This is a genomic window from Paracoccus alcaliphilus (assembly GCF_028553725.1).
Classification (GTDB): domain Bacteria; phylum Pseudomonadota; class Alphaproteobacteria; order Rhodobacterales; family Rhodobacteraceae; genus Paracoccus; species Paracoccus alcaliphilus.
Genome location: NZ_CP067124.1, coordinates 1,999,035 through 2,025,155, shown reverse-complemented (window position 1 = coordinate 2,025,155; position 26,121 = coordinate 1,999,035). Strand labels below are relative to the sequence as shown.

Genomic DNA, 26,121 nt, shown 5'->3' with positions numbered 1-26,121 from the left:
CGTGACGCGGGTTCAGACCTCGACCGAGACCCTGCCCATCGGGTTCGAGCAGCAGGCGAGGATATAGCCTTCCTCGATCTCTTCGTCCGAGATGCCGCCGTTATGGACCATATGCACCTCGCCCGAGATCTTCCTGACCTTGCAGGTGCCGCACAGCCCGAAGGTGCAGCCCGACGGGATGTTCAGCCCCGATCGCTTGGCCACCGTCAGCACCGTGTCGGTTTCCGAACAGGCGGTGGTGACGCCCGACGCGGCAAAGGTGATCTCGGCCCCCGCATCGTCATCGGGCACCACATCGTCAATTACCGGCGCATCGGCCTCGACCCGGACCGGCGCGCCGAAGCTTTCCTGATGATAGTGGTCCATGTCGAAACCAAGCCCGTTCAGCATGTCGCGCACGGCCTGCATGAAGGGTTCGGGGCCGCAGCAGAACACCTCGCGCTCCAGATAATCCGGCGCCATCAGCCCCAGCATGATCTGGCTCAGCCGCCCGCGATAACCGGGCCAGGCACCGAAGGTATCGGGTTCCTCGACGGTGAAATGCAGTTGCAGGTTCGGGTTGCGATCGACGAACTGCTCCAGCCGTTTGCGGAAGATGATCTCGGACGGGCGGCGGGCGGCGTGGACAAAGACGATATCCGCCGCCTCGCCCGAATCCCAGGCCCATGTCGTCATCGACATGACCGGCGTGATCCCCGACCCGGCCGAGATGAACAGGTATTTCCGCGCCGGGTGACGGTGAAAGCTGAAGATCCCCGAGGGGCCATAAGCCTTGAGCCGCACCCCCGGCCGCAGATGATCCAGCATCCAGCGCGTGCCGATCGACCCCGGCTGCGCCTTCACCGTCACCGAGATCGACAGCGGCCGCGAGGGCGAGGAACTGATCGTATAGGTGCGCTGCACATTGCCGCCCGGAACAGGCAGGTCCAGCGTGACGAATTGCCCCGGCTGATAATCGAACCACGCGCCCGATGGGGCGCGGAAGGTGAAGGTGGCGGTGTCCTGCGTCTCGGGCACCACCATCGCACATTCCAGAGGCTCGTCGTCAGACCAGGGCTCGACATCCCAGTTCAGCCGGGGTTTCGTCATGCCGTCACTCCGCCGCCATCGCCACAGGCTCAAGCCGTTCCGTCATCGTCTTGCAATACCAGTCGACGAAATGGATCACCCCTTCCTCCTGATGCGGGGAATAGGGGCCGGGCTCATAGGCGGGCGACAGGATGCCCTTCTGGTTTTCCTCGACCACGCGGCGATCCTCGTCATTGGTGGCCAGCCAGACCTCGGTCAGCTTTTGCAGATCGTAATCCACGCCCTCGACCGCGTCCTTGTGGACCAGCCAGTTGGTGGTGACCTGCGTCTGGGTCGGGCTGATCGGCATGATGCGGAAGACGATGGCATGGTCCGGCAGGAAATGGGTCCAGCTGGACGGGAAGTGGTAATACATCAGGCTGCCCGCATCGTTCCACGGGATCGTGCCCATGCGCCGCGCCACGGCGGCCTTGGTGGACATGGTGAAGGATTCCGCATTGTCCAGCAGCGGCACGCGGGCCAGACGCCATTGCATGTCGGGATGGTTCACGAAGCGTGCAGGCAACCCGGCATCGTCGCAGCGTTTCCAATGCGCCAGAATTTCCGCGCTGGCCGCGTTCGGGCCTTCCATTACCGTCATCAGCGGGTTGTCGGAATAGGTCCGGCACAGTGAGGGATGCGAGCCGCCGCAGTGATAGCATTCGCGGTTGTTCTCCATGACCAGTTTCCAGTTGCCCTCCTCGATGATGGTCGAGCTGTGGGCGACCTTGGCATCGGCCAGCCCGCTGGGGGCCAGATAGGACATCAGCTGTTTGGCCAGATCGTTGATCGCAGGCGGCACGGCGGCCAGACAGATATAGATCAGCCCGGCCAGATCGACGCAGTGAACCGGCTTCAGCCCGTATTTGCTGGCGTCGAAATCGTCGCCCATGTCACGGGCATAAAGCAGCTTGCCATCCAGATCATAGGTCCACTGGTGATAGGGACAGACCAGCTTGGGCGCGCTGCCATTGGCCTTGGGACACAGGCGCTGACCACGATGGCGGCAGACATTGTGGAAGGCACGCACCCGGCCATCGCCGCCGCGCACGATGATGACGGGATAGGCACCCACCTGCAATGTCGCGAAATTGCCGGTCTTGGGAATTTCGCAGGCGGGCACGGCATAGAGCCATTCGCGATAGAAGATCTGCTCCAGATCCGTCTGATAGACACCCTCGTCGCAATAGAGCTCTCTGCTCAGCGAGAAGTTGGGGCGTCTGTTGGCGATTTCCGCCCGGATTTGATGAGGGCTCAGCATCTGGCAACCCCGGTTTGTCCGCAGATGACACTGGCGGAACAGATTGAAGATCTGCGGTTTTCGCGGATCAGGCCGCCCCTTTCGGGGAAGGTTGTCCTGACCGCGATCGCCGCGGCTTGATGTCTTGTCCGAGTCGGGTCCGGCGGACCGGATCGCGCCTCGGATACCCTCATCTAGCGCCCGATCCCCCGGGTCCGAGCGCCTGTTTGCGACCGATTTCAGTCTGGAGGGGACATTTTGCGACATTGGTGGCAACCCGGCAAAAACCCGCCCCCTGCGGCAGGGGAAAACCGCCCGCGATTCGCCCGATTTTCGCCCCTGCTGCGCGGCTGCGCACAAAACCTGTGCGCCGATGGCCGGGGCCTGCGCCTTGTCGCACAGGTCGGCACTGCCTAGCTTTGGGACAAATCCCCGTGACCCCCCGTGACCCGTCGCAAGGGCCACGCCACACCATTTCAATACCGGATACGAACCATGAAAAAGATCGGCTTTCTTTCCTTCGGGCATTGGTCGCCGTCGCCCCATTCCGGCACCCGCAGCGCCTCGGACGCCCTGCTGCAATCCATCGACCTTGCGGTGGCCGCCGAGGAACTGGGGGCCGACGGCGCATATTTCCGCGTCCACCATTTCGCGCGCCAGCTGGCCTCGCCCTTCCCGCTGCTGGCCGCCATCGGCGCCCGCACCAGCCGGATCGAGATCGGCACCGGCGTCATCGACATGCGCTATGAAAACCCGCTTTATATGGCCGAGGACGCGGGGGCTGCGGATCTGATCGCGGGCGGGCGGTTGCAGCTGGGCATTTCGCGTGGCTCGCCCGAACAGGTGATCGATGGCTGGCGGCATTTCGGCTATCACCCCGCCGAGGGGGAAAGTGAGGCCGATATGGCGCGCCGCCATGCCGAGGTGTTTCTGAACATCATTGAGGGCAAGGGCTTTGCCCAGCCGAACCCCAATCCGATGTTCCCCAACCCGCCCGGCATGCTGCCGCTGGAACCGCAATCACCGGGCCTGCGCAACCGCATCTGGTGGGGGGCGGCCTCGGATGCGACCGCCGTCTGGGCGGCGCGGATGGGGATGCACCTGCAAAGCTCGACCCTGAAAGAGGATGAAACGGGCGAGCCCTTCCACGTCCAGCAGGCGAAACAGATCCGCAAATACCGCGACGCATGGCGCGAGGCCGGCCACGCGCACGAACCGCGTGTCTCGGTCAGCCGCTCGATCTTCGCGCTGGTCGATGATCGCGACCGGGCGTATTTCGGGCGTTCCGGCGACAGCGATCAGGTGGGCGTCATCGACAATATGCGCGCCGTCTTTGGCCGCAGCTATGCCGACGAGCCCGACAGGCTGGCCCGGCAACTGGCCGGGGACGAGGCCATCGCCGAGGCCGACACGCTGCTGCTGACCGTGCCGAACCAGTTGGGCGTCGAATACAACGCCCATGTGATCGGCGCGATTCTGACCCATGTCGCCCCGGAACTGGGCTGGCGCTGACCCGCGCCCGCCCCCAATTCCCCGTCAAACCCCGGTTTTCGCAAAAAACCCTTTGCCTGATATCGTTTTCCGCGCAGTCTTGTCCCCGATGAGAGGACATTGGGGAGAACAGACATGAAGCGGATGCTCAATCTGCTGGCGGGAACGGCGCTGGCCGTTGCCGGGATTTCGGCGACGGCGGGCGACAGCCGGGCCGAGTTCATCAACGTGCTGACCGGCGGCACCTCGGGTGTCTATTATCCGCTTGGCGTCGCGCTGGCCGAACTCTATGCGGGCGGGATCGAGGATGCGCGCGCGCAGGTTCAGGCCACCAAGGCATCGGTCGAGAACCTGAACCTGCTGTCGGCGGGCCGGGGCGAGGTCGCCTTTGCGCTTGGCGATTCCGTGATGGCGGCATGGGCGGGCGACCGCGAGGCCGGGTTCCAGTCGGAACTGACCAATCTGCGCGCCATCGGCGGGATCTATGACAACTATATCCAGATCGTCGCCGAACGGGCCGCAGGCATCGATTCGCTGGAGGATCTGAAGGGCAAGACCATCTCGGTCGGTGCGCCCGCCTCGGGGACGGAACTGAACGCGCGGGCGATCTTTGCGGCGGCGGGCATGTCCTATGACGACATGAGCCGGGTCGAGTTCCTGCCCTATGCGGAATCGGCCGAGCTGATCAAGAACCGCCAGCTGCAATCGACGCTGCAAAGCTCGGGCCTCGGCGCGGCCTTCATCAACGATCTGGCCACCACGCACGAGATCAACATCGTCGAAATCCCCGCCAGCGTGGTCGAGGCGGTCGGCGCCCCCTACAAGGCCACGGCGATTCCCGCGGGCACCTATCCGGGGCAGGATGAGGAAGTGCCGACAGCGGCGGTGACGAATATTCTGGTCACCAGCGAGGCGGTGTCCGAGGAAACCGTCTATCTGATGACCAAGCTGATGTTCGAGAACATCCCGCGCCTGACCGCCGCCCATTCTGCGGCGGCCACGCTGGACCCGGCAGAGGCGGTGCAGAACCTGCCCATCCCGCTGCATCCGGGGGCCGAGCGTTACTATCGCGAAACCGGCGTGATCGAGTAACGCCGCCTTTCCCCGTGGCCAGGCCCGCCCGCTGCGGCGGCGGGCTGGCTGCAAAGGCGCGCCGATTCACCGCATCCCGGCGCGCCCCCTTGGACGACAATCAGGATATACCGCATGACGCAGTTGCATCTGTCCGATGGTGAACATCAGGCCGAGGAACAGATCGAGGGCCTGCCGCCCGGTTTTGGCGAGGGGCTGCCGGGGCGTGTCGCCTATTGGATCGCGCTGACATTTTCCCTGTTCCAGATCTGGATCGCCGCATATGGCAGCCTGCCCAGCCAGATCGTCCGGGCGATGCATGTGGGGTTCCTGCTGCTGCTGGGCTTCGTGCTGCTGGGCAACCTGCTGGCGAAAAGCCGCGTCTCGCAGGGGTTCTATTGGCTGCTGGGCGCTGCGGGCTTCTGCACCGGGCTGTATAACTGGTTCTTCTATCGCGACATCCTGCTGCGCTCGAACTTCCTGACCACGGCGGACCTGACCATGGGCGTGGTGCTGCTGGTGCTGGTCTTCTGGCTGGCGCGGCGGCTGATGGGCTGGCCGCTGTTCATCATCGCCTGCCTGTTTCTGGGCTATTGCGCCTTTGGCGAGAACCTGCCGGGGATCATAGGGCATCGCGGCTATGACGCGCCGATGCTGATCGAGCATTTCGCCTTCGGGACCGAGGGCATCTATGGCTCTCCCACCTATGTGTCGTCGGCCTATATCTTCATCTTCGTGGTCTTCGCGGCCTTTCTGGAACGCGCGGGGATGCTGGACCTGTTCAACGATGTGGCGCTGGGGTTGGTCGGGCACTGGCGCGGCGGGGCGGCCCATGTCTGCACCCTGTCGTCGGCGCTGATGGGCACGGTGTCGGGCTCGGGCGTGGCCAATGTGGTGGCCTCGGGACAGTTCACCATTCCGCTGATGAAGCGGTCGGGGTTCCGCGCCGCCTTTGCCGGCGGGATCGAGGCGACATCCTCGATGGGCGGGCAGATCATGCCGCCGATCATGGGCGCGGTGGCCTTCATCATGGCCGAGACGCTGAACATCCCATATGGCGACGTGGTGCGTGCGGCGCTGATCCCGGCGGCGATGTATTTCGGCGTCTGCTTCTGGACCGTCTATCTGGAATCGGGCAAGCACAACCTGCACGGCCTGCCCCGCGACCAGTTGCCCAGCCCTTGGGAGGCGATCAAGAAGCAATGGATGCTGATGATCCCGCTGGGGATGCTGGTCTATCTGCTGTTCGCCAATTACACGCCGATCTTTGCGGGCTCGATGGGGCTGGCGCTGGTGGTGGTGCTGATCCTTGCCACAGCCATCGCGGCGCAGATCGGACCATTCGTCTTTCGCATCGTGTTCTGGATCTCGGTCGGGCTGGCCTCGGCGGCGTTCCTGAAATACGGCGTCAACCTGCTGGCCGTGGTGGTAGCGGTACTGATGGCACTGTGCTTCGTGCTGCGGGGCGCGCGCGAGGGGCTGATCATCGTGCGCGATTCGCTGGCCTTGGGCGCGCGCAATGCGCTGCCGGTGGCGACGGCCTGCGCCATCGTCGGCATCATCATCGGCACGCTGACCCTGACCGGCATCGCCTCGACCTTCATCGGCGCGGTGATCCGCATCGGCGAGAACAACCTGTTTCTGTCGCTGGTGCTGGTCATGCTGACCTGTCTGGTGCTGGGCATGGGCATCCCGACGATCCCGAATTACATCATCACCTCGTCGCTGGCGGGCCCCGCGCTGGAGCAACTGGGCGTTCCGCTGCTGATCAGCCATATGTTCGTCTTTTATTTCGGGATCATGGCGGACCTTACCCCGCCGGTGGCGCTGGCCTGTTTCGCGGCGGCGCCAATGGCCAAGGTCTCGGGGCTGAAGATTTCGATGGATGCGACGCGGCTGGCCATCGCCGGCTTCGTCATGCCCTTCATCGCGGTCTATTCCCCCGCGTTGATGTTGCAGACCCCCTATCCGGGGTCGTTCATGAACGAGCATTTCGGCTTCTGGGCCGAGGTCACCTATGTCACCGTCAAGGCCGCGCTGGCCATCGGGCTGTGGGGGGTTGCCGTGATCGGATATCTGCTGGCGCCCGCCCGGTTGTGGGAACGCGCATGGGCGCTGGCTGCGGGGATCGCGCTGATCCTGGCCTCGATGCAGGCCGACATCATCGGGTTCGTGCTGGCCTTCGGCTTCATCCTTCAGCACTGGCTGCGCCACCGCCGTCCGTTGCAGGGCGCATCGGCATGATCTGCATCGCGGCGGCGGGCGCGATCATGGCGCTGGCCGCCGACCAGTTCACGCTGCGCTGGACCCATTCCGTCACCCGCACCACGTGGGAGGAACGCTGGCAGGCCGACCCCGAAGGCCTGCACCCGGTCGAGGCCTTCGTCGTCGGACCCGGCGCCGGGGTCGAGATTCCCGACCATGCCCGCCGCGTCAGCGATGGCTGGCGCTTCAGCGTCGATCTGCCGCCGCAAAAGCAGGTGTTTCTGGCCGCCTCGGGCGCCACGGACGGCGGCTGGACCCTGTGCGCCGGGGCAATCTGTCACGAATTGGGGCGCAGCGCTTCGGAACCGCTGCGCCTGTGGCAGGCCGGGGATTGCAGCGATCCTATCGCAGAATGACGCGCGGGGTATCCGAGCGGTCGAGGATCTGCCCGATGGGCGCTGCAGCGGCGAAACCCTGCGCGGCAAAGATGCCCAGCACCTGATCGACCGCATCGGGGGCGCAGGCGACCAGCAGCCCGCCACTGGTCTGCGGATCGCTCAGCAGGGCGCGATCCAGTTCGGACATATCGGCTGACAGCGCGATCCCCTGACCATAGCTGGCCCAGTTGCGACCCGAGGCGCCGGTGACAAATCCCCGTTCGGCCAGATCGCGCACGCCTTCCAGCAGCGGCACCGCGCGCCAGTCCAGCGCCAGATCGCTGCCCGAGCCGCGCGCCATCTCCAGCGCATGGCCGCCCAGACCGAAGCCGGTCACGTCGGTCAGGGCATGCACGCCCTCCAGCCGCGCCAGTTCCGGGCCGGGGCGGTTCAGCCGCGTGGTGGTGTCGATCATCCGCGCATAGCCCGCAGGATCCAGCGCACCCTGTTTCAGCGCCGCCGACATGACCCCGACGCCAAGCGGCTTGCCCAGCACCAGCACATCGCCGGGACGCGCGCCGCTGTTCTTCTTCAGCAGCGCCGGATCGACCAGACCCATCGCCACCAGCCCATAGATCGGCTCGACCGAATCGATGCTGTGGCCACCCGCGATGGGAATCCCGGCCTCGCGACAGATCGAGGCGCCGCCATCCAGCACCCGGCCGATGGTTTCGGGCGACAGCACGTTGATCGGCATCCCCACCAGCGCCAGCGCCATGATCGGCGTGGCCCCCATCGCATAGACGTCGCTGATCGCATTGGTGGCGGCGATGCGCCCGAAATCATGCGGATCATCGACCACCGGCATGAAGAAATCGGTCGTCGCCACCAGCGCCTGCGTCTCGTTCAGCAGGTAAACCGCCGCGTCGTCCGAGGTCTCGATGCCGACCAGCAGCGCCTCGGGGATGGGCATTGCCCGCGTGTCGCGCAGGATGCCCGACAGCAGCCCCGGCGCGATCTTGCAACCGCAACCGCCCCCATGGGCAAGGGAGGTCAGGCGCGGCTCTTGTTGCTGGTCAGACGGGGTCATATCGGCCTCACGGGTCAGATTGCGTTTGTTCCGGGGCAGCTTAGCAAAGCCTGCGCGGGCGTCCACCGTCCCCGCGGGGGGGTTAGACACTGCGCGGCTTTGTCGCTATCAGATATGTCCGGCTGCAAGCTGAAGGAAATCCCATGATCGTCGGAACCGCAGGCCATATCGACCACGGCAAGACCGCGCTGATCAAGGCGCTGACCGGCACCGATACCGACCGGCTGGCCGAGGAGAAATCGCGCGGCATCACCATCGACCTGGGCTTTGCTTATGCCGATCTGGGGGGCGGCGCGATCACCGGATTTGTCGATGTGCCGGGGCATGAGCGCCTGATCCACACCATGCTGGCCGGGGCGGGCGGGATTGATCTGGCGCTGCTGATCGTGGCCGCCGACGATGGGGTGATGCCGCAGACGCGCGAACATCTGGCGATTCTGGACCTGTTGGGGATCACCCGTGGCATCGTGGCACTGACCAAGGCCGATCTGGCCGATGACGTCCGGCTGGCCGAGGTTGAAACGCAATTGCGCCAGTTGCTGGCGCCGACCGGGCTGCGAGATGCGCCGGTCTTTCCGGTTTCCTCGCTGACCGGCAGCGGCATCGACGCCCTGCGCAAGGCCGTCGTTCAGGCCGAGGCCGAGACCACCGCGCGGCAGGATGCCGGGCTGTTCCGGCTGGCCGTGGATCGCAGCTTTACCCTGCAAGGCACCGGCACCGTGGTCACCGGCACCGTGCTGGGCGGGCGTGTCGCGATCGGCGATATCGTCACCGTCTCGCCGCGCGGGCTGACGGCGCGGGTGCGCGGCATCCATGCCCAGAACCAGCCCGCCGCCGAGGGTCTGGCCGGGCAGCGATGCGCGCTGAACCTTGCCGGAGAGGCGATCACCAAAGAGGCGATCCATCGCGGCGATGTGGTCCTGTCGCCCGAACTGCACGCGCCGACCGACCGGATCGACGCGATCCTCGACGTGCTGCCCACCGAGGCCAAACCCATCGGCACATGGTTCCCCGCCCGCCTGCACAGCCACGCGGTCGAAGCGGGCGCGCGGATCGTGCCGCTTGGCGATCCGCTGCGGCCCGGCGCCTCGGGTCCGGTGCAGATCGTGCTGGACCGGCCCATCTCTGCCGCCGTGGGCGACCGCTTCATCCTGCGCGACACCTCGTCCAGCCGCACCATCGGCGGCGGGCGGTTGCTCGATTTGCGCGGCCCGGCCCGCAAGCGCCGCACGCCACAACGTCTGGCGCTGATCTCTGCCGCCGCCCACCCCGATCCGGCGCAGGCGCTGGCCGCGCTGCTAAAGGTCGCTCCGGTCGATATCGCCGGTTTCGCCCGCGACCGCAGCCTGACCACGACGCAGATCCATGCCGTGCTGGAACAATCCGACGCGGTCGAGATCGGCGGGCTGGCGCTGTCGGCCCCGACGCATCGGCAGTTGCGCGACGATCTGACCGACACGCTGCGCCGGTGGCACGAGGAACAGCCCGACCTGCCCGGACTGGGCCGCGAACGCACCCGCCTTGCCCTGCAACCCCGCCTGCCGAAAGAGGCGTTTCTGGCCTTTCTGCGCGACGAGGCCGCGCAGGGGCGCATCCGCCTTGACGGTGCCTTCCTGCGCCTGCCCGATCACGAGGTGCAACTGTCGCCCGAGGACGAGGCGCTGTTTGCCCGCATCCTGCCCGCCCTGACCGGCGACATGCGCTTCCGCCCGCCTCGGGTCCGCGACTTCGCCACCGAATTCGGCATCGACGAGGGCACGATCCGCCGGGTGCTGAAGCTGACCCAAAAGACCGGGCGCACCGACCAGATCGCGCATGACCATTTCTTCGCGCGCGAGGTCACCGCCGAGATGGTCAGCATCCTGCACGAACTGGCCGCCGAAAGCCCCGATGGCTGGTTCGGCGCCCCCGCCTTTCGCGACCGGGTCCAGAACGGACGCAAGGTCGCCATCGAGATCCTCGACTTCTTCGACCGCCACGGGCTGACCCTGCGGCGGGGAGATCTGCGGCGGCTGAACCCGCATCGTCAGGACCTGTTCACGAAACTCTGACCGGATGCGACCGCCAATCAGGCAGCAAATGCTGCGTTTCGCGACCAAAGTCTGGGTTGCCGGAAGGCATCGCCCTCAACACTATCCGGTCCGACGCAGCCTGTTTGTCACGTCAAATGGCGCATCCGGTCCGACGGGCTGGTCTCTTTCTGTTCTGGCTGCCAGCCACCTGCCAGCCGCCGCACCCCTGTCCGGTCGCGGCGATGGAACAGAATTGCGCGCCGCCTCAGAAACGTCCGTCTGACACAGAGGAGGAACCCATATGATTATTCGCAGCCTGACCGCTTTGCTGCTTCTGACCGGCCCCGTCTGGGCCGAGGTGCATGAAGTGAAGATGCTGAACAGCAACGACACCGGAAACATGGTCTATGAGCCCGATTTCCTGACCGTCGCCCCCGGCGATACGATCAAGTTCATCCCCACCGATCCCAGCCACAATGCCGAAAGCATCAAGGAGATGACCCCCGAAGGCGCCGAGCCCATCAAGGGCAAGATCAACCAGGAGCTGGAGGTCACCCTGACCGAGGAAGGCATATATGGCATCAAATGCACACCGCATTACGCCATGGGCATGGTCATGCTGATCGAGGTCGGCGAGGGCCACGAAATCACCCTACCGGAAAAGATGCCGCGCGGCGTGCAGAACCGCTTTGACGACATCCTTGAACGCGCGGGGCGCGAAGCCAGCTGACCCCTGCCAGACAGATCACGATGAAAAGGTCCGCCGCTGCGGGCCTTTTTTCGTTTGCTTTCCGATTGATCGCCGTTTCGCGCCAAAGTCCGAGTAAAACACTTGGCCTGCATTGCCTGATTGTTTCAGTCAACTATTTGAAAACAAACAAATTTCTTGACCCCGCCGCGCGAATCGCCTATTCAACCCTCAAGACAGCCAGCCAGCCCCTTGCGGCAAGCCAGCCTTCCGAACCAGCCAGCCAGCATCACGCCCGCCAGCACTTCGGTCAAATCAGCCAGCCTTCCAGCCAGCCAACGTCACGGGCCGCCAGCCAGCCGCCGCGCGCCAGCCCCGCCCTTGTCGTTCCGCCAGCAGATTGCCAGCCGGACCGTATGCCAGACAGTTTGCCAGCCCCGCGCCAGCCGACCATCCTGCCAATCGCGATACAGCCAGCCCGGCGCAATCCGTGCCGACCAAGCCTGCGACATCGCCAGACTTCAGCCTGCCGGATTTCAGGAATGATGCGCCAGATAGTGGCGTACGGCATCCGCGACATGGCGGAAACGATCGCCGCCCAGATGCTTGCCGCCATACCAGCGGGTCACGACGACGACATGATCGTGCAGCCCGGCGCGCTCCAGCATTTGCAAAATCAGCGCCCCCGCGCCGCTTTCGCCGTCATCGTCCTTGACCGGCTCTCCCTCCAGGATCGCGGCCCAGCTGTGATGGGTCGCCTTCTGGAAGCGCTTGGCGGATTTCAGCTTTGCCAGCAGCGCCGCCACCTCGGCCCGGTTGCGCGCAGGACCGCCCGACACCGCGTAGCGCGACCCGCGATCCGAGATGATCTTGTCGAAAACCTGCAATCCGGCCATCTCAGCGCGCCTGTTTACGCCGCACATACAGTTCCATCCGGTGATGGACGATCTCGTATCCCATCGCGGCGGCGATCTCGGCCTGAAGACGCTCGATCCTTTCGCTGGTGAATTCCATCACCTCGCCGGTATCGACGTCGATCATGTGATCGTGATGCTGCTGGTCGGCGGTTTCCCAGCGGGCCGGTTCGCCCTGAAATTCCAGCTTTTCGATCACGCCCTGCGCCTGCAAGGTGGTCAGCGTGCGATAGACCGTGGCCAGCGACACCCCCGCGCCCGCGGCCTCGGCCCGGCTGTGCAATTCCGTCGCGTCGGGGTGATCGGCGCTGTCGGCCAGCACCCGCAGCAACGCCGCGCGCTGCCGCGTCACCCGCACGCCTGCGGCCCGCAATGCCTCTTCCAGCTGTTTCGCGCGCGTCTCTGTCATGTCCTGTTCATGCACCAAGGCGGGGCCAGTTGCAACTGGACGCAGGGCAGTCCGGTTGCGCGGCGGGGCGGTCCGGTCTATCTGCAAGGGAAGGGTTTTACAGAGGCAGCCATGATCGTTATCGCCGCAGCCGTCATCGGCGCCATTCTGGGCTGGCGCCGCGCCACCCAGTTGAAGGGGAACCGGCGCGACCGGGCGCAATATGCCGTGGCTTATGCTTTGGGCTTTGCGATTCTGGGCCTTTTCGCCACCATCTTCATCGAGCGGATGTTCTGATGTTCATTCCCTTCCTTGACGGGTTACGCCGACAAGGAGTTCCCGTCAGCCTGCGCGAATGGCTGGATCTGATGGGGGGAATGGCGGCGGGTCTGCCCGGTCACGGGGTCGAGGGGTTCTATCACTTTGCCCGGCTGGTTCTGGTCAAGGACGAACGCCATATCGACCGTTTCGACCGCGCCTTCGCCGAGGCATTTTCGGGTCTTGAGCATATCCCGGTCGAGGCGCTGGTCACTGAACAGGCGATCCCAAAGGAATGGCTGGAAAAGCTGGCCGAGAAACTGCTGACCGACGAGGAAAAGGCGGCAATCGAAGGCAGCGGCAGTTTCGAGGAACTGATGAAAAAGCTGCGCGAGCGGTTGGCCGAGCAGCAGGCCCGCCATCAGGGCGGCAACAAGTGGATCGGCACCGGCGGCACCTCGCCCTTCGGCGCCTATGGCTATAACCCCGAAGGCGTGCGCATCGGCCAGCATGAAAGCCGCCACCGTCGCGCGGTGAAGGTCTGGGACAAGCGCGAATTCCGCGATTTCGACGACAGCGTGGAACTGGGCACCCGCAATATCAAGGTCGCGCTGAAACGGCTGCGGCAATGGGCGCGGCACGGCGCGGCCGAGGAACTGGACCTGCCCGCCACCATCCGCGCCACCGCCGATCACGGCTATATCGACGTGCAGACGCGGCCGGAACGTCGCAACGCGGTCAAGGTGCTGCTGTTTCTGGACGTGGGCGGCTCGATGGACGATCACGTCCGGGTGGTGGACGAGTTGTTCTCGGCCGCGCGGGCCGAATTCCGGCATATGCAGCATTTCTATTTCCACAACTGCCTTTACGAAGGCCTGTGGACCGACAACCGCCGCCGCTGGGACCAGCAGACGCCGACATGGGATGTCATGCACCGTTACGGGCGCGATTATAAATGCATCTTCGTCGGCGATGCCTCGATGTCGCCATATGAGATCGTGGCGCCGGGTGGCGCGAATGAACACTGGAACCCCGAATCCGGCGAGTTGTGGCTGCGCCGCGCCTGCGAGACATGGCCCGATCACATCTGGCTGAACCCGGTGCCACAGCCGCATTGGCGCCATACCCAGTCCATCGCCATGATCGGCCAGATCTTCGAGAACCGCATGATGCCCCTGACGCTGGAGGGGTTGACGCAGGCGATGCGGGTGCTGGGATGAGGCCGGTCGCATGCTGAAACTGACCCCCATCCTGTTGCTGATCGCCTATATGGCGGTGATGTGGTTCTTTTCGGCCTGGCGGCTGAAGCAGGACCTGAAGCAGAAATCCTCGCCTCTGAACCATCCCCGCCTGTCGCCGATGCTGAAACGTCTGGGCGAAGCGATGGACCTGCCGCCGATCCGCGCCCAAATCTATGAGGTCGAGCCGGTCAACGGCCTTGCCGCCCCCGATGGCCGCATCTTCCTGACCCGCGGTTTCATCCGCAAGCTGGACGCCTGCGAGGTCACGCCCGAGGAACTGGCCAGCGTCATCGCGCATGAGCTGGGCCATGTCAGCCTTGGCCATTCGCGGCGCCGGATGATCGACTTTGCCGGGCAGAACGCGATCCGCATGGCGCTGGCGGGCGTGCTGGGCCGGATCATTCCGGGCATCGGGCCGTGGATTGCCACGCTGATCGCCAATGCCGTCGCCGCCCGCCTGTCGCGACAGGACGAATTCGAGGCCGACCGCTTCGCCAGCGCGCTGATGATGCGCGCCGGTCTGGGAACCGCTCCGCAGAAATCGCTGTTTCGCAAGCTGGACAAGATGGCCGGGGGCCGCAGCACCGCCCCCGCATGGTTCCTGTCGCACCCGCCGGTCGAGCGCCGCATCGCCGCGATCGAGCAGCACGAGGCCCGCTGGCAGAAAGGCTGATCCCTTGCAGACCGTCCCGTTCAGCCTATCATGCTGCCACGCAGCAAGAGGCCATCCATGAGCGTTTCGTTCCGTCGCCGGGTGCTTTACCTGCCCGGCTTCGACCCGATCCCGCCCCGCCGCTATCGCGAGCTTTACCGGCGCGAGGGGCCCGAACAGGCCCGTATCTCGGGTTATCGCATCGGCACCGGCAGATCGGACGACGATTCCGGCCGCTTCGGCTGGTCGGTCGAGGGGCAATTTGGCACCGATCTGACCGCCGCGCAGATCGAGGTTCTGATCTGGGCCGATCTGGTGCAGAAATCCATGAAAAGCGGCATCGCCGGCACCTATCTGCAACTGGTCAGGACGGCATGGACCTATTTCGCCTCGGGTGCGATCCGCAGGCTGATGCGGCTGCGGCTGGCGCCCTTGCTGGCGGCCTTCTATCCGGTCGCGGTACTGCTGGCGCAACTTCTGGCCGCCTGCCTGCTGGGCGCGGGCATTGGCTGGCTGGTCTCGATCTGGCTGGGCTGGCCGGTCGGGCTGATCGCGGCGCTGGCCACCGTCTGGGGCATGCTGGTCTGGTTCAAATCGCTGGATCACAAGCTTTTCGCCTATTACCTGATGCATGACTATGCCTTTACCGCGCAGCATGGCGGCGCCTATCCCCCGGAACTGGAGGCGCGGCTGGCCCAGTTCACCGACCGGCTGGCCGAGGTTCTGAACAGCGATCTGGACGAGGTTCTGGTCGTCGGCCATTCCTCGGGCGCCTATCTGGGCGTGTCGCTGCTGGCCGATCTGATCCGTTCAGGGCGGGTGCCGGAAAATGGCCCGGCGCTGGCGCTGCTGACGCTGGGGCATGTGGTGCCGATGGCCTCGTTCCTGCCACGCTCGCAAAGGCTGCGTGCCGATCTGGCGCTGGTATCGGAAAGCCCGGACCTGTTCTGGCTGGATGTCTCGGCACCCGGCGATGCCTGCTGTTTTGGCCTGTGCGATCCGGTGGCGGTCACGGGCGTCGCGGGGCCGGATCAACGCTGGCCGCTGGTGATTTCGGCGGCCTTCACCCGGACCCTGTCGCCGCAGCGGCAAAAGGAGTTGCGCAACCGCTGGTTCCGCAAGCATTTCCAGTATCTCTGCGCCTTCGACCGTCCGGGCGATTACGACTATTTCGCCATCACCGCCGGGCCGCTGACGCTGGCGGAACGATTCGCGGGTCGCCCGCCCTCGCCGGGCCGGATCACCACGCCCGCGGGCAAGGGGCTGGCATGATCCCGCCCCGCCCCACCAGCGGCGACGGACGCAGCGGCTTTATCCGGCTGGCGCGGGGCTTTCGGCGCGACCTGCTGTCGGCCCTGCCCGAGCGGCTCTATCGCGGCTGGATGGCCGAGTTCCGCAACCCGCTGATCCACAGCTTCATCTGCAACGACCCGGCACTGGTGCGGCTGATCCTGCGCGAGCGGCCCGGCGATTTCCCGAAATCGAACCGGCTGCGCGAAGGTCTGGCGCCACTGCTGGGCAACTCGATCTTCATCAGCAATGGCGGGGAATGGGCCCATCAGCGGCGCATCATCGACCCTGCCTTCGAGGGCGGCCGTCTGCGCGAAAGCTTTGGCGCCATCTGGGACGCGACCGAGGCCACCATCACCCGCCTGCGCCCCGGAGAGGTGGATATCGAGCCCGAAACCAGCCATGCCGCCGCCGATGTGATCTTCCGCGCGCTGTTCTCGCTGCCCATCGAACACCAGATCGCCGAGCGTGTGTTTCGCGCCTTCCGCGCCCATCAGGCCGCGCAGCCGCTGGTCAATCTGGCCTCGGTGGTACCGCTGCCGCGCTGGTTCCCGCGCTTTCATTCGCGCCGCATCCGCCAGACCGCAGGCGAGATCCGGGGCCTGATCGAAACGCTGGTCGCCACCCGCCAGCAGGCGATCCGCGATGGCACCGCCCCTGACGATCTGGCGACCAAGATCATGACCACGCCCGACCCCGAAACCGGCACCTGCTTCACCGTCCCCGAGATGGTCGATCAGGTCGCGACCTTCTTTCTGGCCGGGCATGAAACCGGCGCTTCGGCACTGGCATGGGCGCTGTGGCTGCTGGCGGCGCATCCCGAATGGCAGGACCGCGTAGCCGCCGAGGGCACGGGCCTGCCGCGCGATTTCGCCGCCGTCAGCCGCCTCAGGGCCAGCCGTGCCGTGTTCCGCGAGGCGCTGCGCCTCTATCCCCCGGTGCCGATGATGGTGCGGCAGGCGCGCATCCCCGAAACCTTCCGCAACCGCGCCGTGTCCAAGGGGGCGCAACTGGTGATCTCGCCCTGGCACCTGCACCGGCATCAGCGGCTGTGGGACCGCCCCGACGATTTCGACCCGGACCGATGGGACACGCCCGAGGGCAAGACCTCTGCCCGCGATGCCTTCACCCCGTTTTCCGCCGGTCAGCGCGCCTGCCCCGGCGCCGGTTTTGCTATGCTGGAGGGGGTGCTGATGCTGGCCAGGATCACGGCGGCCTTCCGCCTGTCGCGCGGCAGCATCGATCCCATCCCTGTCGCCCGCTTGACCGTGCGCGGCCGCGACGGCATCCTGATCCGGCTGGAACATCGCGAGGCCATATGAGCCGCGACACCGTCAACCGCATCTGCGCCGCGTTTCCGGGGGCCGAATGGTCCGATCCCTGGGGCGGCGGACATGATTGCTGGAAGGTCGGCGCCCGGATCTTCGCCCTCACCGCCGCAATCCGCCCCACCGTCGCCGTCAAGACCGACAGCATCGAGACCGCCGAAATGCTGATCGAAGCGGGCATCGGCCAAAAGGCCGATTATATGCACCGCAGCTGGATCGCCTTGCCGCTGGACGCGGACGAGGCCGAACTGCGCCACCGAATCACCGCCAGCTATCGCATCATCCGCAACAGCTTGCCGAAAAAGGTTCAGGCTGGGCTGGCGACCCTCTGACGGCGCGGCCTGACCTTGCAAAACCAAGGGGCCGGAAATCCGGCCCCTGATACGCTCGACAAACCCAGACGGGCCAGAAAACCCGACCTCAGAACGGGATCTCGTCATCATAATCGGCGCGACCGGCACCACCGCCCGAACCCGAGGGCGCTGAACCCCCGCCCGAATCGCCACCGCGATAATCGTCATAGCCGCCGCCGCTGTCACGGCTGCCACCGCCGCCTTCGCCACGGGCATCCAGCATCTGCAACGTGCCGTTGAAGCCGCGCAGAACCACCTCGGTGGTATAGCGGTCCTGCCCCGACTGATCCTGCCATTTGCGGGTTTCCAATTGCCCCTCGACATAGACCTTCGAGCCCTTCTTCAGGAACCGCTCGACCACATTGACCAGCCCCTCGGACATGATCGCGACGGAATGCCATTCGGTCCGCTCGCGACGCTCGCCGCTGGTGCGGTCCTTCCACTGCTCGGATGTCGCGATCCGCAGGTTGGCGACCTTGCCGCCATTCTGAAAGGTCCTTATTTCTGGATCCCGGCCAAGATTGCCGATCAGAATGACCTTGTTCACGCTGCCTGCCATATGGGCTCTCCGATACTGTCTGTTGGGGCAGGTCTATCGCAGCCTTGCCGAGCAACGCAAGCCGCAGCCGTCATAGGCAATAATCCGCCGACCCGATAGCCCGCACAGAGGCGGAAAATCCCTTCACTGGCGAGACCGGCGTTTTGCTGTATAGTCCTTCCAAAAAATGAGGATACGAGGGCGGCTTCATGAGGTTTCAACCCAAGCTGAAAACGGCGCTCTGCGCCCTGCTGCTGGCCGCACTTGCGGCGCCCGTTTCGGCCGAGGGGTTGCGCCTTTCCGGCAGTTCCAGCAAATCCCGCGCCGATCAGTTCCAGCGTCAGACCCGGCTGATGGATTCGCGCCTCTCGGCGCAATATCAGCGTTCCGCCCGCCTTCAGCCCAATGCCGGCCGCGCCGCAACAAGCGACGCCACCGAACTGGCCGTGGCCATTCCCGCCTATCGCGGCCGCCGCAGCGAGTTTCTGCCCCATGCGCGCGCAGCGGCACAACGCCACGGCATCCCCGAAGATCTTTTCCTGCGGCTGGTCCAGCAGGAATCAGGCTGGAATCCGTCCGCCCGCTCGCACAAGGGGGCAACCGGCCTTGCCCAGCTGATGCCGGGAACGGCGGCCAAACTGGGTGTGAACCCGCTCGATCCGATGCAGAATCTCGAGGGCGGCGCGCGCTATCTGCGCATGATGTACAATCAGTTCGGCAACTGGCGGCTGGCGCTTGCGGCCTATAATGCAGGCCCCGGCGCGGTGCAGAAATATGGTGGCATCCCGCCCTATCGCGAAACGCGAAACTACGTCCGCATCATTCACGGCAGCTGAACGCCCGCCCCATCTTTGGTGCAAAAATATCCTCAGGGGGTGAATTGCGCCGCAGGCGCAAGAGGGGGCGCGAGCGCCCCCTGCCTTATCCGGTGATCAAGCTCAGACTTCCTCGATCCGCAACTCGACGGGATCGCCGATCAGCACGCCGGTTCCGGGCAGCGCCTCGATGGCGAAATCGATCGCATCCGGCGTCGTCTTGTCGGTCACGATCAGCACCGGCACACTGGCTCCGTCGGGATGGCCATATTGCCGCATCCGGTCGATCGAGATCCCAGCATCGCTCAGCACGGTGGCGACCTTGGCCAGCGCACCGGGCTTGTCCAGCAACTCGATCCGCAGGTAATAGGCGGCGGGCACGGCGGTCCGGGCCGGAACCGCGTCGGTCAGCATCGCCGCGGGCTGACCGAAGACCGGCAGACGGATATCACGCGCGATCTCGACGATATCGGACATCACCGCGCTGGCGGTCGGACCCTCGCCCGCGCCGGCGCCGCGCAGCACGATCTGGCCGACACTGTCACCCTCGATCACCACCATATTGGTGCCGCCCATCAACTGTCCCAACGGACTGTCGGCAGGCACGAGGCAGGGCGACATGCGCTGTTCCAGCCCGCGCGGCGTCATCTGCGCCACACCCAGCAGCTTGATGCGATAGCCCATATCGGCAACGCGGTTGATGTCGTCGATGCTGACCCGCTCGATCCCCTCGATCTCGACCGCATCGAAATTCACCCGTGTTCCGAAGGCGATCGAGGACAGGATCGCCAGCTTGTGCCCCGCGTCGATCCCGCCCACATCCAGCGTCGGATCGGCCTCGAGATAGCCTAGCTGCCGCGCCTCTTCGAACACCGCCGCATAGGGCAGACCTGCACTGGCCATGCGGGTCAGGATATAATTGCAGGTGCCGTTCATCACGCCCATGACCCGCGTGATGTCATTCCCGGCCAGCGATTCCGTCATCGTCTTGATGACCGGGATGCCGCCTGCGACGGCGGCCTCGAAACGGATCGCCCGGCCAAGGCTTTCGGCCAGTTCCGCCAGTTCCTGCCCATGCATCGCCAGCAGCGCCTTGTTGGCGGTGACCACATCCTTGCCCGCCCGCAGCGCCGCCTCGATACTGTCCTTCGCGATACCGTTATCGCCGCCGATCAGTTCGACAAAGACATCGACATCCTCTGCCGTGGCCAGCGCCATCGGGTCGGTCTCCCAGCGGAAGGCCGACAGATCGGCATCGCGGTTCTTCATCCGGTCGCGCGCGCTGACGGCGGTAATCTCGACCGGACGGCCCGAGCGCCGGGCCAGCAGGCCGGCATGTTTCTGAACGATCTTGACGACACCGATCCCGACGGTGCCAAGCCCGGCGATACCCAGGCGAAGGGGGGACGACATGAAAGCCTCTCGTCTTGGATTTGACGGGTGTTAGCGCGCCGCCGCCCGCGTTGCAACGCGCGAAAGGTGCCGCCCCGCGATCAGGTCACAGCCAACGGCGGGTCCGGGCGGAATAGTCGCTGAATTCCCGCGGAAAGCTGGCGCGCAAACGCGCCTCTTCTCGCGGAATGAAGCGGGACGAGATCACCAGCACGAAGGCAGGAACCAGCACGATCACCGCAAACGGCGCGCGCATGACCAGACACAACCCCGCCAGCAGCAGCGCATTGCCCAGATAGATCGGATTGCGGCTCAGCGCGAACACACCCGAAACCACAAGCGCGGCAGGACGACCATAGGGATCGACGGTGGTGCGCGCCCGGCGCATGGCGATGACCGCCGCCCCCATCAGCGCGGTGCCCGCCCCCATCAGCAACCCGCCGGGCCAGATCAGCCAGCCCGGACCATGCGGCCACCCCATCCCCGTCAGAATGGCCAGCACCACAAAGCCCAGAAACCAGATCTGCGGATAATCGGCCGTCATCCCTCTTCCTCTTCATAGCCCGCCCATTCCCCGGCAATGCCGGTCGCGCGCATGATCGACACGATGCGCCGCCCCGCCCTCAGCGTATCGGCATGGATGGCATGGACATCGGCGGGGGTCATGTCGTCGGGGTGACGCTCGCCTCGGGTGTTGACGAAGGTCGGATACCAGTGTCCCGGCTGCTTGCCCGGCCGCCACGAGGCATGGCACAGCAGATTGCGCTTCAGCCGCAGCTCGTCCAGCGTCTGGCGCAGGGCTTCGCGATCCGCGACCCCGGATTGCCGCATTGCCGCGCCAAAGCTGTCGATCAGCGTTCCCAGCGTGTCATCGGCGATATTCTCCATCAGTCGCAGCCATTTCTGCAAGGCCTCGTCCGAGGCATCCTCGCCCAACCCCATCCGGGTCAGGGAAAAGATGGCGCGCTTCAGCGCCTCTTCCAGAAAACCAAAGCCGGAAACGGCGTGACCGATGGCGGCGGCCATCTCGTCGGACAGGCGGTCGGGGGCGCGGGGCAGGCTCATTTCGATGTTCTAGCGCGCCGAAAACCCACTGTCTGCCCCCTTTTCGGCGCGCCGTGTGTCAGAACCGGATCTCGGCCCCGCTGTCGTCCATATCCCATTGCAGCCGGCGCCCCGCCCCATCGGCCAGTTCGGCCAGCAGCGCGAAATGCACCTCGGATGGCGACGGCGCGATGCGGTCCTGCGCGGCCGGGCCGTCCAGCCATGACCACAGCGCCGGATCGGGGCGCATCCGGTCGCTTTCGGCCACCAGACGCCAGCCGGGCGCCAGATGAACCGCCAGAACCTGCCCGCCCCAGGGCATCGCGGTTTCCAGACACATCAGCGCCAGCATCAGCATCCGCACCTCGGTCCGCGCGAAATCGCCCGCCGCGTCCAGCCTTACCCTGATCCGCCCCTGCCCCGAGACGGCATCGGTCAGCCGCCCCAACTCTGTCCAAGAGATGCGGTGATCCGCCGAGGCATGGCCGAACGCCATCCGAAAGGTCTGGATGCGCTGCTGCGCCGAGGCCACCGATTCCATGATCAGCCGCAATTCCGGGCTGTCGCGCAGCCCCGGATAGTCGCCGGACATGGTCAGAAGCTCGACCCCGTTGCCGATCGCCCCCAGCGGCGAGACAAGATCATGACACAGGCGAGAGCCGACCAGCGCCGCCAGTTCCTGCGCCGCGACCCGCGCGGCTGCGGTTGTTTGCTGAACCATCTGCACATACCTTTTAACATGAACACACTGGAGACGTCAGATGAACGAGATATTGGAGCCCGGCATGATCGTGACCCATCCCGCCGCGCCCGAATGGGGCGAAGGACAGGTGCAATCACGGATCGGGACCCGGATCACGGTGAATTTCACCGAAGGCGGAAAACAGGTGATCGACGGCAGCCGGGTGATGCTGCGCATTCTCAGACGGGACGATCTGTAACAGGGTGACTCGATTAACATAAACCGGACAATGCAACCTTAACTTGTGTTAATCAACCGATTTGACTCCGCGATCATCCACGACGGGGAACAGGCTGTTGCATTGGGATGCCACCCCGCCTAGACAGTCGGCGCAGGCATCGCCAACAAATCCGCAGGCCGAATGAGACCCGACCCCGCCTTTTTCGACATCCGCATCGCGCGCTCCGAGACGGACCTTCTGGCCGCGCAACGACTGCGCTATCGCGTGTTTGTCGAGGAACTGGGCGGCGACGGCAAGATGGTCGATCACGACCGGCGGCTGGAACGCGACGAATTCGACCCCGTGGTCGATCAGCTTTGCCTTGTTGATACGCGCCGTTCCGAAGGCGATCTGGATCACGTCGTGGGCGTCTATCGCCTGATGTCGGGCGAACAGGCGGCGACATTCGGGCGGTTCTATTGCGACAGCGAATATGACCTTGCACCGCTGCGTGCCTGCGGGCGTCCGCTGCTGGAACTGGGCCGGTCCTGCGTCGATCCGGCCCATCGCGGCGGCTCGGGGATGTTCCTTTTATGGAACGCGCTGGCCGATTACGTTCTGGACCACGGGATCGAGATCCTGTTCGGCGTCGCCAGCTTTCACGGCACCGACATCCCGGTGCTGGCGCCCTCGCTGTCATGGCTGCACCATCACCATTCCGCACCGCCGCATCTGCGCCCCAAAGCCCGCCCCGAAGGTTATCAGCGCATGGACCTGATCGCACCCGACAGGCTGGACCGGAAAGAGGCGATGATCAGCATGCCCGCGCTGATCAAGGCCTATCTGCGTCTGGGTGGCGTGGTCGGCGAAGGCGCGTTCATCGACCGCGATTTCAATACGACCGATGTGTTCTTGCTGATGGACACTTCCGCCATGTCGGCCAAGCACCGCAAATTCTATGAAGGCCGCTGGCAGGGCCAATGACCGACCAGCCTTTGCAGCGTCAGGCGACATGGCGTGGTGAAACCCCGCCGCCTCTGCCTGCCCCTCGCGGCATCGCCGCGTGGTGGCGGGTGATCCGGCGCGGTCTGCCCGCCATTCTGGTGCTGCTGATCGGGGTGATCCTGATCCTGCCCCTGCGCGGGGTCGAACGCCTGATCCACGGCCCCCGCCGCCCCTGGACCGGCCCGCATGTGCAGATCGTCTGCCGTCTGACGCTGGCCGCGATGGGCATCCGCTGGCGGCGCGAGGGCGCGGCGATGACCGGCCCCGGCGCGGTGGTGGCGAACCATTCAAGCTGGCTGGACATCCTGACGATGAATGCCGCGATGCCGGTCTTTTTCGTGTCCAAGGCCGAGGTGGCGGGCTGGCCCGGCATCAATATCCTGACCCGCGTCACCAATACCCATTTCGTGATCCGCGACCCCCGCCTCGCCCGCCAGCAGGCCGAGGAATTCGCCGCCCGTATCCGCGCCGGTCACCGGCTGCTGTTCTTTCCCGAAGGCACCTCCAGCGACGGGCGCCGGGTGCTGCCCTTCAAGCCGACGCTGTTTCAGGGCTTTCTGGACCCCGACCTGCCCGACGCGCTGGCAATCCAGCCGATGAGCGTGACCTATCACGCCCCCCCCGGCACCGATCCGCGCTTCTACGGCTGGTGGGCGGATATGGAGCTGGGCGCCCATCTGCTGACGGTTCTGGCCGCACCGCGTCAGGGATCAGTCACGGTGCGCCTGCATCCACCGATTCCCGTCGCAGGCCAGACCCGCAAGACGCTGGCCACCGCCGCCGAGGCAGCAGTGCGCGCAGGCCTGTAACACCCGCCCGGGCCTCGCACTCCTTCCAAATACCTTACGGGGGTCCGGGGGTGTAAAACCCCCGGCGGTCGCGGGACGCAAGAAACGCCCGCGGTTCCAGATCATGCCGGCTCCTCACCCGCCGATAGCAATGCCCTCGCGGCGCGGATCGGCCCCGCCGGTCAGACCCTCGGGCGAAATCGCGATCCCTTGCAGCCCCGAGGTCAGTTCGGTCTCCGAGATCTCGAACCCCAGATCGGACAGGGCTTGCGACAGCGCAGTGGCATCGGTGCCCGCCTCGACATCCATCGGCCCGAAACGGTTCACGATATTGGGCAACGAGATCGCCTGCTGCACATCCAGCCCCCAATCCAGCGTCCCGATGATCGCCTTGGCGACATAGCCGATGATCCGGCTGCCACCCGGAGAGCCGATCACCAGCACCGGCTGGCCGTCCTTCAGCACGATGGTCGGCGCCATCGAGGACCGCGGCCGCTTGCCCGGCTCGACCCGGTTGGCGACGGGATATCCGGCCTCGTCATGGGTGGTGAAGGAAAAATCCGTCAGCTCGTTGTTCAGCAGGAACCCGTTGGCCATGACCCGCGAGCCAAAGCCGTTCTCGATGGTCGTGGTCATCGACAGCGCATTGCCATCGGCATCTACAATCGAGATATGCGAGGTCGAGGGCAGTTCCGGCGACGTATCGCGCCCCCACAGCATCGCATGGCTCCAGCCCGGCTGGCCCGCCGTGACTTCGGGCAGGCTGTCATCGCCCGCCAGCAATGCGCCACGCTCGGCCAGATAATCGGGCGCCACCAGCCCCTCGACCGGCATGGGCACGAAATCGCTGTCGGCCATGAAGCGTTCGCGGTCGGCAAAGGCCAGACGCGAGGCATCGCCGATCAGCCGCCAGCTTTCGGCATTGTCGGCCCCCAAGGCGGCAAGGTCATAGCCGCCCAGCATCCCGAGGATCTGCCCCACGGTCAGCGCCCCCGACGAAGGCGGCCCCATGCCGCAGATGTCGTGATCGCGATATTCGACGCAGACCGGCGCGCGCTCGACCACGCGATAACGCGCCAGATCCTCCATCGTCAGCAGGCCGGGATTGCCCTCGGCCCCGCGTACGGCGGCCACGATGGCCTCGGCGATCTCGCCTTGATAGAAGGCGCGGCTGCCCTTGTCGGCCAGCTGGCGCAGCACCCCGGCATAATCCGGGTTGGTCAGCGTCGCGCCCTCGGCCAGCGGCTGGCCATCGGGAAAGAAGTAATCGCGCGTGGCCTCATCGACCCCCAGCGCCTCGATCCCCTCGCCCGCGACCTGCTGCGCCAGACGCGGAGAAACCGGAAAGCCCTCTTCAGCCAGCCGGATACCATCGGCGAACAGACCCGACCAGTTGGCCCGGCCCCAGCGACGATGCGCCTCTTCCAGCAGCGCGGGCGTGCCCGGCGTGCCGACCGAGCGCCCGCCGACGACCGCCTCCATGAACTCCAGAGGCTCGCCATCCTCGGTCTGGAACAGCAGCGGCGTGGCGGCGGCAGGCGCGGTTTCGCGGGCATCCAGTGTGGTGATCTCGCCCGTTTCCGCGTCATACCAGACAAGAAAGGCACCGCCGCCAAGCCCCGAGGCCTGCGGCTCGACCAGCCCCAGCACGACCTGAACGGCGACCATCGCATCGGCGGCGCTGCCGCCCTGTTCCAGCACCCGCGCGCCGGCCTCGACCGCCAGCGGATGCGCCGCCGTCACCATCCAGTCCTGCGCCGCGACCGGCTGACCCGCCGTCTTGGCCTGCAAGCCCGCCTGCGCGGCCTGTCCCAGACCGGCAAAGGCGTCGCTGTCCGCAACCGTATCCGTCGCCGCCTCGGGCGTGAATCCATCCGCCGCCTGCTGACCCCAGGCCGAGCCCGCAGCCAACACCAGCGCCGTCACCAAACCGATCCGCATGATGTCCCCCCATTGCTTCCAGTCAGGGGC

At 65.6% G+C, this 26,121-nt stretch carries 28 protein-coding genes; 16 read left to right on the top strand and 12 right to left on the bottom strand.

Going from position 1 to position 26,121, the window contains the following annotated elements; genetic code table 11:
• Window positions 1-12: 12 nt before the first annotated feature.
• Together JHW40_RS10380 and JHW40_RS10375 are read right to left on the bottom strand one after the other, a co-directional pair.
• On the bottom strand, window positions 13-1,089 hold the full coding sequence (locus tag JHW40_RS10380; RefSeq protein WP_090610121.1) for an FAD-binding oxidoreductase: 1,077 nt from the start codon (window positions 1,087-1,089) through the stop codon (window positions 13-15).
• A gap of 4 nt (window positions 1,090-1,093) precedes the next feature.
• The gene (locus JHW40_RS10375; protein ID WP_090610122.1) at window positions 1,094-2,329 is read right to left on the bottom strand and encodes an aromatic ring-hydroxylating oxygenase subunit alpha; all 1,236 of its coding nucleotides are present in this window, start codon (window positions 2,327-2,329) and stop codon (window positions 1,094-1,096) included.
• 474 nt (window positions 2,330-2,803) lie between these two features.
• On the opposite strand from JHW40_RS10375, the gene JHW40_RS10370 reads away from it, so the two are divergent.
• The 4 genes from JHW40_RS10370 (at window position 2,804) to JHW40_RS10355 (ending at window position 7,491) form a co-directional block, all read left to right on the top strand.
• Window positions 2,804-3,820 (top strand): LLM class flavin-dependent oxidoreductase, encoded by a 1,017-nt coding sequence (locus tag JHW40_RS10370; RefSeq protein WP_090610123.1) that lies wholly within the window; start codon window positions 2,804-2,806, stop codon window positions 3,818-3,820.
• Window positions 3,821-3,934: 114 nt separating this feature from the next.
• Window positions 3,935-4,891 (top strand): TAXI family TRAP transporter solute-binding subunit, encoded by a 957-nt coding sequence (locus tag JHW40_RS10365; protein WP_211657180.1) that lies wholly within the window; start codon window positions 3,935-3,937, stop codon window positions 4,889-4,891.
• A gap of 114 nt (window positions 4,892-5,005) precedes the next feature.
• Entirely contained in the window at window positions 5,006-7,114 is a 2,109-nt protein-coding gene (locus JHW40_RS10360) for a TRAP transporter permease (RefSeq protein WP_090610124.1), read from the top strand.
• Entirely contained in the window at window positions 7,111-7,491 is a 381-nt protein-coding gene (locus tag JHW40_RS10355) for a DUF1850 domain-containing protein (RefSeq protein ID WP_090610125.1), read from the top strand. Before JHW40_RS10360 ends, JHW40_RS10355 begins: the two co-directional genes overlap by 4 nt.
• Here JHW40_RS10355 and selD read toward each other — a convergent pair.
• Window positions 7,478-8,542, bottom strand: coding sequence for a selenide, water dikinase SelD (gene selD, locus JHW40_RS10350; protein WP_090610233.1), 1,065 nt, complete (start codon window positions 8,540-8,542; stop codon window positions 7,478-7,480). The genes JHW40_RS10355 and selD overlap by 14 nt on opposite strands.
• Window positions 8,543-8,685: 143 nt before the next feature.
• Between selD and selB the strand changes: the two genes are divergently transcribed.
• Window positions 8,686-10,593, top strand: coding sequence for a selenocysteine-specific translation elongation factor (selB, locus tag JHW40_RS10345; protein WP_090610126.1), 1,908 nt, complete (start codon window positions 8,686-8,688; stop codon window positions 10,591-10,593).
• A gap of 262 nt (window positions 10,594-10,855) precedes the next feature.
• On the top strand, window positions 10,856-11,284 hold the full coding sequence (locus tag JHW40_RS10340; RefSeq protein WP_090610127.1) for a pseudoazurin: 429 nt from the start codon (window positions 10,856-10,858) through the stop codon (window positions 11,282-11,284).
• Between the two features lie 299 nt (window positions 11,285-11,583).
• Here the strand turns inward: JHW40_RS10340 and JHW40_RS10335 are convergent, their stop codons facing one another.
• From JHW40_RS10335 to JHW40_RS10325, 3 genes are read right to left on the bottom strand one after another with little or no spacing between them, the layout of a single operon-like run.
• On the bottom strand, window positions 11,584-11,754 hold the full coding sequence (locus JHW40_RS10335) for a hypothetical protein (protein ID WP_170851687.1): 171 nt from the start codon (window positions 11,752-11,754) through the stop codon (window positions 11,584-11,586).
• Window positions 11,755-11,778: 24 nt separating this feature from the next.
• Window positions 11,779-12,138: a YigZ family protein gene (locus JHW40_RS10330; protein ID WP_090610128.1), complete on the bottom strand. Its 360-nt coding sequence runs from the start codon at window positions 12,136-12,138 to the stop codon at window positions 11,779-11,781.
• A 1-nt stretch (window position 12,139) separates the two neighbouring features.
• Window positions 12,140-12,565, bottom strand: coding sequence for a Fur family transcriptional regulator (locus JHW40_RS10325; protein ID WP_090610129.1), 426 nt, complete (start codon window positions 12,563-12,565; stop codon window positions 12,140-12,142).
• A gap of 111 nt (window positions 12,566-12,676) precedes the next feature.
• On the opposite strand from JHW40_RS10325, the gene JHW40_RS10320 reads away from it, so the two are divergent.
• Genes JHW40_RS10320 through JHW40_RS10295 form a run of 6 tightly spaced genes read left to right on the top strand, consistent with a single transcriptional unit; the run spans window position 12,677 to window position 17,645 of the window.
• A complete protein-coding gene (locus JHW40_RS10320; protein ID WP_170851688.1) occupies window positions 12,677-12,841 on the top strand; it encodes a hypothetical protein in 165 nt (54 codons plus the stop codon).
• Window positions 12,841-14,022, top strand: coding sequence for a vWA domain-containing protein (locus JHW40_RS10315; protein ID WP_090610130.1), 1,182 nt, complete (start codon window positions 12,841-12,843; stop codon window positions 14,020-14,022). The genes JHW40_RS10320 and JHW40_RS10315 overlap by 1 nt, the downstream gene beginning before the upstream one ends.
• 10 nt (window positions 14,023-14,032) lie before the next feature.
• Entirely contained in the window at window positions 14,033-14,716 is a 684-nt protein-coding gene (locus JHW40_RS10310) for a M48 family metallopeptidase (protein WP_090610131.1), read from the top strand.
• 57 nt (window positions 14,717-14,773) lie between these two features.
• A complete protein-coding gene (locus tag JHW40_RS10305; protein ID WP_090610132.1) occupies window positions 14,774-15,967 on the top strand; it encodes a hypothetical protein in 1,194 nt (397 codons plus the stop codon).
• Window positions 15,964-17,307, top strand: a complete 1,344-nt coding sequence (locus JHW40_RS10300) for a cytochrome P450 (protein ID WP_090610133.1) — start codon at window positions 15,964-15,966, stop codon at window positions 17,305-17,307. Before JHW40_RS10305 ends, JHW40_RS10300 begins: the two co-directional genes overlap by 4 nt.
• Complete coding sequence (locus JHW40_RS10295; RefSeq protein ID WP_090610134.1) at window positions 17,304-17,645, top strand: MmcQ/YjbR family DNA-binding protein; 342 nt, start codon at window positions 17,304-17,306, stop codon at window positions 17,643-17,645. The genes JHW40_RS10300 and JHW40_RS10295 overlap by 4 nt, the downstream gene beginning before the upstream one ends.
• 88 nt (window positions 17,646-17,733) lie before the next feature.
• Here JHW40_RS10295 and ssb read toward each other — a convergent pair whose 3' ends face one another.
• Window positions 17,734-18,225: a single-stranded DNA-binding protein gene (gene ssb / locus JHW40_RS10290; protein ID WP_090610135.1), complete on the bottom strand. Its 492-nt coding sequence runs from the start codon at window positions 18,223-18,225 to the stop codon at window positions 17,734-17,736.
• A 188-nt stretch (window positions 18,226-18,413) separates the two neighbouring features.
• Here ssb and JHW40_RS10285 point away from each other — a divergent pair, with 188 nt between their 5' ends.
• Entirely contained in the window at window positions 18,414-19,040 is a 627-nt protein-coding gene (locus tag JHW40_RS10285) for a lytic transglycosylase domain-containing protein (RefSeq protein WP_090610136.1), read from the top strand.
• A 102-nt stretch (window positions 19,041-19,142) separates the two neighbouring features.
• Here the strand turns inward: JHW40_RS10285 and JHW40_RS10280 are convergent, their stop codons facing one another.
• From JHW40_RS10280 to JHW40_RS10265, 4 genes are all read right to left on the bottom strand, one after another.
• Window positions 19,143-20,432, bottom strand: a complete 1,290-nt coding sequence (locus JHW40_RS10280; RefSeq protein WP_090610137.1) for a homoserine dehydrogenase — start codon at window positions 20,430-20,432, stop codon at window positions 19,143-19,145.
• Window positions 20,433-20,517: 85 nt separating this feature from the next.
• Window positions 20,518-20,955 carry a methyltransferase family protein gene (locus JHW40_RS10275; protein WP_090610138.1) on the bottom strand — a complete coding sequence of 146 codons (438 nt, stop codon included), beginning with the start codon at window positions 20,953-20,955 and terminating at the stop codon, window positions 20,518-20,520.
• On the bottom strand, window positions 20,952-21,476 hold the full coding sequence (locus tag JHW40_RS10270; protein ID WP_090610139.1) for a hypothetical protein: 525 nt from the start codon (window positions 21,474-21,476) through the stop codon (window positions 20,952-20,954). The genes JHW40_RS10275 and JHW40_RS10270 overlap by 4 nt, the downstream gene beginning before the upstream one ends.
• Before the next feature lie 58 nt (window positions 21,477-21,534).
• The gene (locus JHW40_RS10265; protein ID WP_090610140.1) at window positions 21,535-22,176 is read right to left on the bottom strand and encodes a histidine phosphotransferase family protein; all 642 of its coding nucleotides are present in this window, start codon (window positions 22,174-22,176) and stop codon (window positions 21,535-21,537) included.
• Between the two features lie 40 nt (window positions 22,177-22,216).
• Here JHW40_RS10265 and JHW40_RS10260 point away from each other — a divergent pair, with 40 nt between their 5' ends.
• The 3 genes from JHW40_RS10260 (at window position 22,217) to olsA (ending at window position 24,171) form a co-directional block, all read left to right on the top strand.
• Window positions 22,217-22,396, top strand: a complete 180-nt coding sequence (locus JHW40_RS10260; RefSeq protein WP_090610141.1) for a DUF3553 domain-containing protein — start codon at window positions 22,217-22,219, stop codon at window positions 22,394-22,396.
• A 162-nt stretch (window positions 22,397-22,558) separates the two neighbouring features.
• Window positions 22,559-23,341, top strand: a complete 783-nt coding sequence (gene olsB / locus JHW40_RS10255) for an L-ornithine N(alpha)-acyltransferase (RefSeq protein ID WP_090610142.1) — start codon at window positions 22,559-22,561, stop codon at window positions 23,339-23,341.
• A complete protein-coding gene (gene olsA / locus JHW40_RS10250; RefSeq protein WP_090610143.1) occupies window positions 23,338-24,171 on the top strand; it encodes a lyso-ornithine lipid O-acyltransferase in 834 nt (277 codons plus the stop codon). Before olsB ends, olsA begins: the two co-directional genes overlap by 4 nt.
• Window positions 24,172-24,285: 114 nt before the next feature.
• Here the strand turns inward: olsA and ggt are convergent, their stop codons facing one another.
• Window positions 24,286-26,091 carry a gamma-glutamyltransferase gene (gene ggt, locus JHW40_RS10245; RefSeq protein WP_090610144.1) on the bottom strand — a complete coding sequence of 602 codons (1,806 nt, stop codon included), beginning with the start codon at window positions 26,089-26,091 and terminating at the stop codon, window positions 24,286-24,288.
• Between the last annotated feature and the right edge of the window lie 30 nt (window positions 26,092-26,121).

What these genes read in the sequence shown, in the direction of transcription:
- JHW40_RS10380 (WP_090610121.1), bottom strand. Translation starts at nt 1,089, where the DNA reads ATGACGAAACCCCGGCTGAACTGGGATGTCGAGCCCTGGTCTGACGAC.
- JHW40_RS10375 (WP_090610122.1), bottom strand. Translation starts at nt 2,329, where the DNA reads ATGCTGAGCCCTCATCAAATCCGGGCGGAAATCGCCAACAGACGCCCC.
- JHW40_RS10370 (WP_090610123.1), top strand. Translation starts at nt 2,804, where the DNA reads ATGAAAAAGATCGGCTTTCTTTCCTTCGGGCATTGGTCGCCGTCGCCC.
- JHW40_RS10365 (WP_211657180.1), top strand. Translation starts at nt 3,935, where the DNA reads ATGAAGCGGATGCTCAATCTGCTGGCGGGAACGGCGCTGGCCGTTGCC.
- JHW40_RS10360 (WP_090610124.1), top strand. Translation starts at nt 5,006, where the DNA reads ATGACGCAGTTGCATCTGTCCGATGGTGAACATCAGGCCGAGGAACAG.
- JHW40_RS10355 (WP_090610125.1), top strand. Translation starts at nt 7,111, where the DNA reads ATGATCTGCATCGCGGCGGCGGGCGCGATCATGGCGCTGGCCGCCGAC.
- selD (WP_090610233.1), bottom strand. Translation starts at nt 8,542, where the DNA reads ATGACCCCGTCTGACCAGCAACAAGAGCCGCGCCTGACCTCCCTTGCC.
- selB (WP_090610126.1), top strand. Translation starts at nt 8,686, where the DNA reads ATGATCGTCGGAACCGCAGGCCATATCGACCACGGCAAGACCGCGCTG.
- JHW40_RS10340 (WP_090610127.1), top strand. Translation starts at nt 10,856, where the DNA reads ATGATTATTCGCAGCCTGACCGCTTTGCTGCTTCTGACCGGCCCCGTC.
- JHW40_RS10335 (WP_170851687.1), bottom strand. Translation starts at nt 11,754, where the DNA reads ATGTCGCAGGCTTGGTCGGCACGGATTGCGCCGGGCTGGCTGTATCGC.
- JHW40_RS10330 (WP_090610128.1), bottom strand. Translation starts at nt 12,138, where the DNA reads ATGGCCGGATTGCAGGTTTTCGACAAGATCATCTCGGATCGCGGGTCG.
- JHW40_RS10325 (WP_090610129.1), bottom strand. Translation starts at nt 12,565, where the DNA reads ATGACAGAGACGCGCGCGAAACAGCTGGAAGAGGCATTGCGGGCCGCA.
- JHW40_RS10320 (WP_170851688.1), top strand. Translation starts at nt 12,677, where the DNA reads ATGATCGTTATCGCCGCAGCCGTCATCGGCGCCATTCTGGGCTGGCGC.
- JHW40_RS10315 (WP_090610130.1), top strand. Translation starts at nt 12,841, where the DNA reads ATGTTCATTCCCTTCCTTGACGGGTTACGCCGACAAGGAGTTCCCGTC.
- JHW40_RS10310 (WP_090610131.1), top strand. Translation starts at nt 14,033, where the DNA reads ATGCTGAAACTGACCCCCATCCTGTTGCTGATCGCCTATATGGCGGTG.
- JHW40_RS10305 (WP_090610132.1), top strand. Translation starts at nt 14,774, where the DNA reads ATGAGCGTTTCGTTCCGTCGCCGGGTGCTTTACCTGCCCGGCTTCGAC.
- JHW40_RS10300 (WP_090610133.1), top strand. Translation starts at nt 15,964, where the DNA reads ATGATCCCGCCCCGCCCCACCAGCGGCGACGGACGCAGCGGCTTTATC.
- JHW40_RS10295 (WP_090610134.1), top strand. Translation starts at nt 17,304, where the DNA reads ATGAGCCGCGACACCGTCAACCGCATCTGCGCCGCGTTTCCGGGGGCC.
- ssb (WP_090610135.1), bottom strand. Translation starts at nt 18,225, where the DNA reads ATGGCAGGCAGCGTGAACAAGGTCATTCTGATCGGCAATCTTGGCCGG.
- JHW40_RS10285 (WP_090610136.1), top strand. Translation starts at nt 18,414, where the DNA reads ATGAGGTTTCAACCCAAGCTGAAAACGGCGCTCTGCGCCCTGCTGCTG.
- JHW40_RS10280 (WP_090610137.1), bottom strand. Translation starts at nt 20,432, where the DNA reads ATGTCGTCCCCCCTTCGCCTGGGTATCGCCGGGCTTGGCACCGTCGGG.
- JHW40_RS10275 (WP_090610138.1), bottom strand. Translation starts at nt 20,955, where the DNA reads ATGACGGCCGATTATCCGCAGATCTGGTTTCTGGGCTTTGTGGTGCTG.
- JHW40_RS10270 (WP_090610139.1), bottom strand. Translation starts at nt 21,476, where the DNA reads ATGAGCCTGCCCCGCGCCCCCGACCGCCTGTCCGACGAGATGGCCGCC.
- JHW40_RS10265 (WP_090610140.1), bottom strand. Translation starts at nt 22,176, where the DNA reads ATGGTTCAGCAAACAACCGCAGCCGCGCGGGTCGCGGCGCAGGAACTG.
- JHW40_RS10260 (WP_090610141.1), top strand. Translation starts at nt 22,217, where the DNA reads ATGAACGAGATATTGGAGCCCGGCATGATCGTGACCCATCCCGCCGCG.
- olsB (WP_090610142.1), top strand. Translation starts at nt 22,559, where the DNA reads ATGAGACCCGACCCCGCCTTTTTCGACATCCGCATCGCGCGCTCCGAG.
- olsA (WP_090610143.1), top strand. Translation starts at nt 23,338, where the DNA reads ATGACCGACCAGCCTTTGCAGCGTCAGGCGACATGGCGTGGTGAAACC.
- ggt (WP_090610144.1), bottom strand. Translation starts at nt 26,091, where the DNA reads ATGCGGATCGGTTTGGTGACGGCGCTGGTGTTGGCTGCGGGCTCGGCC.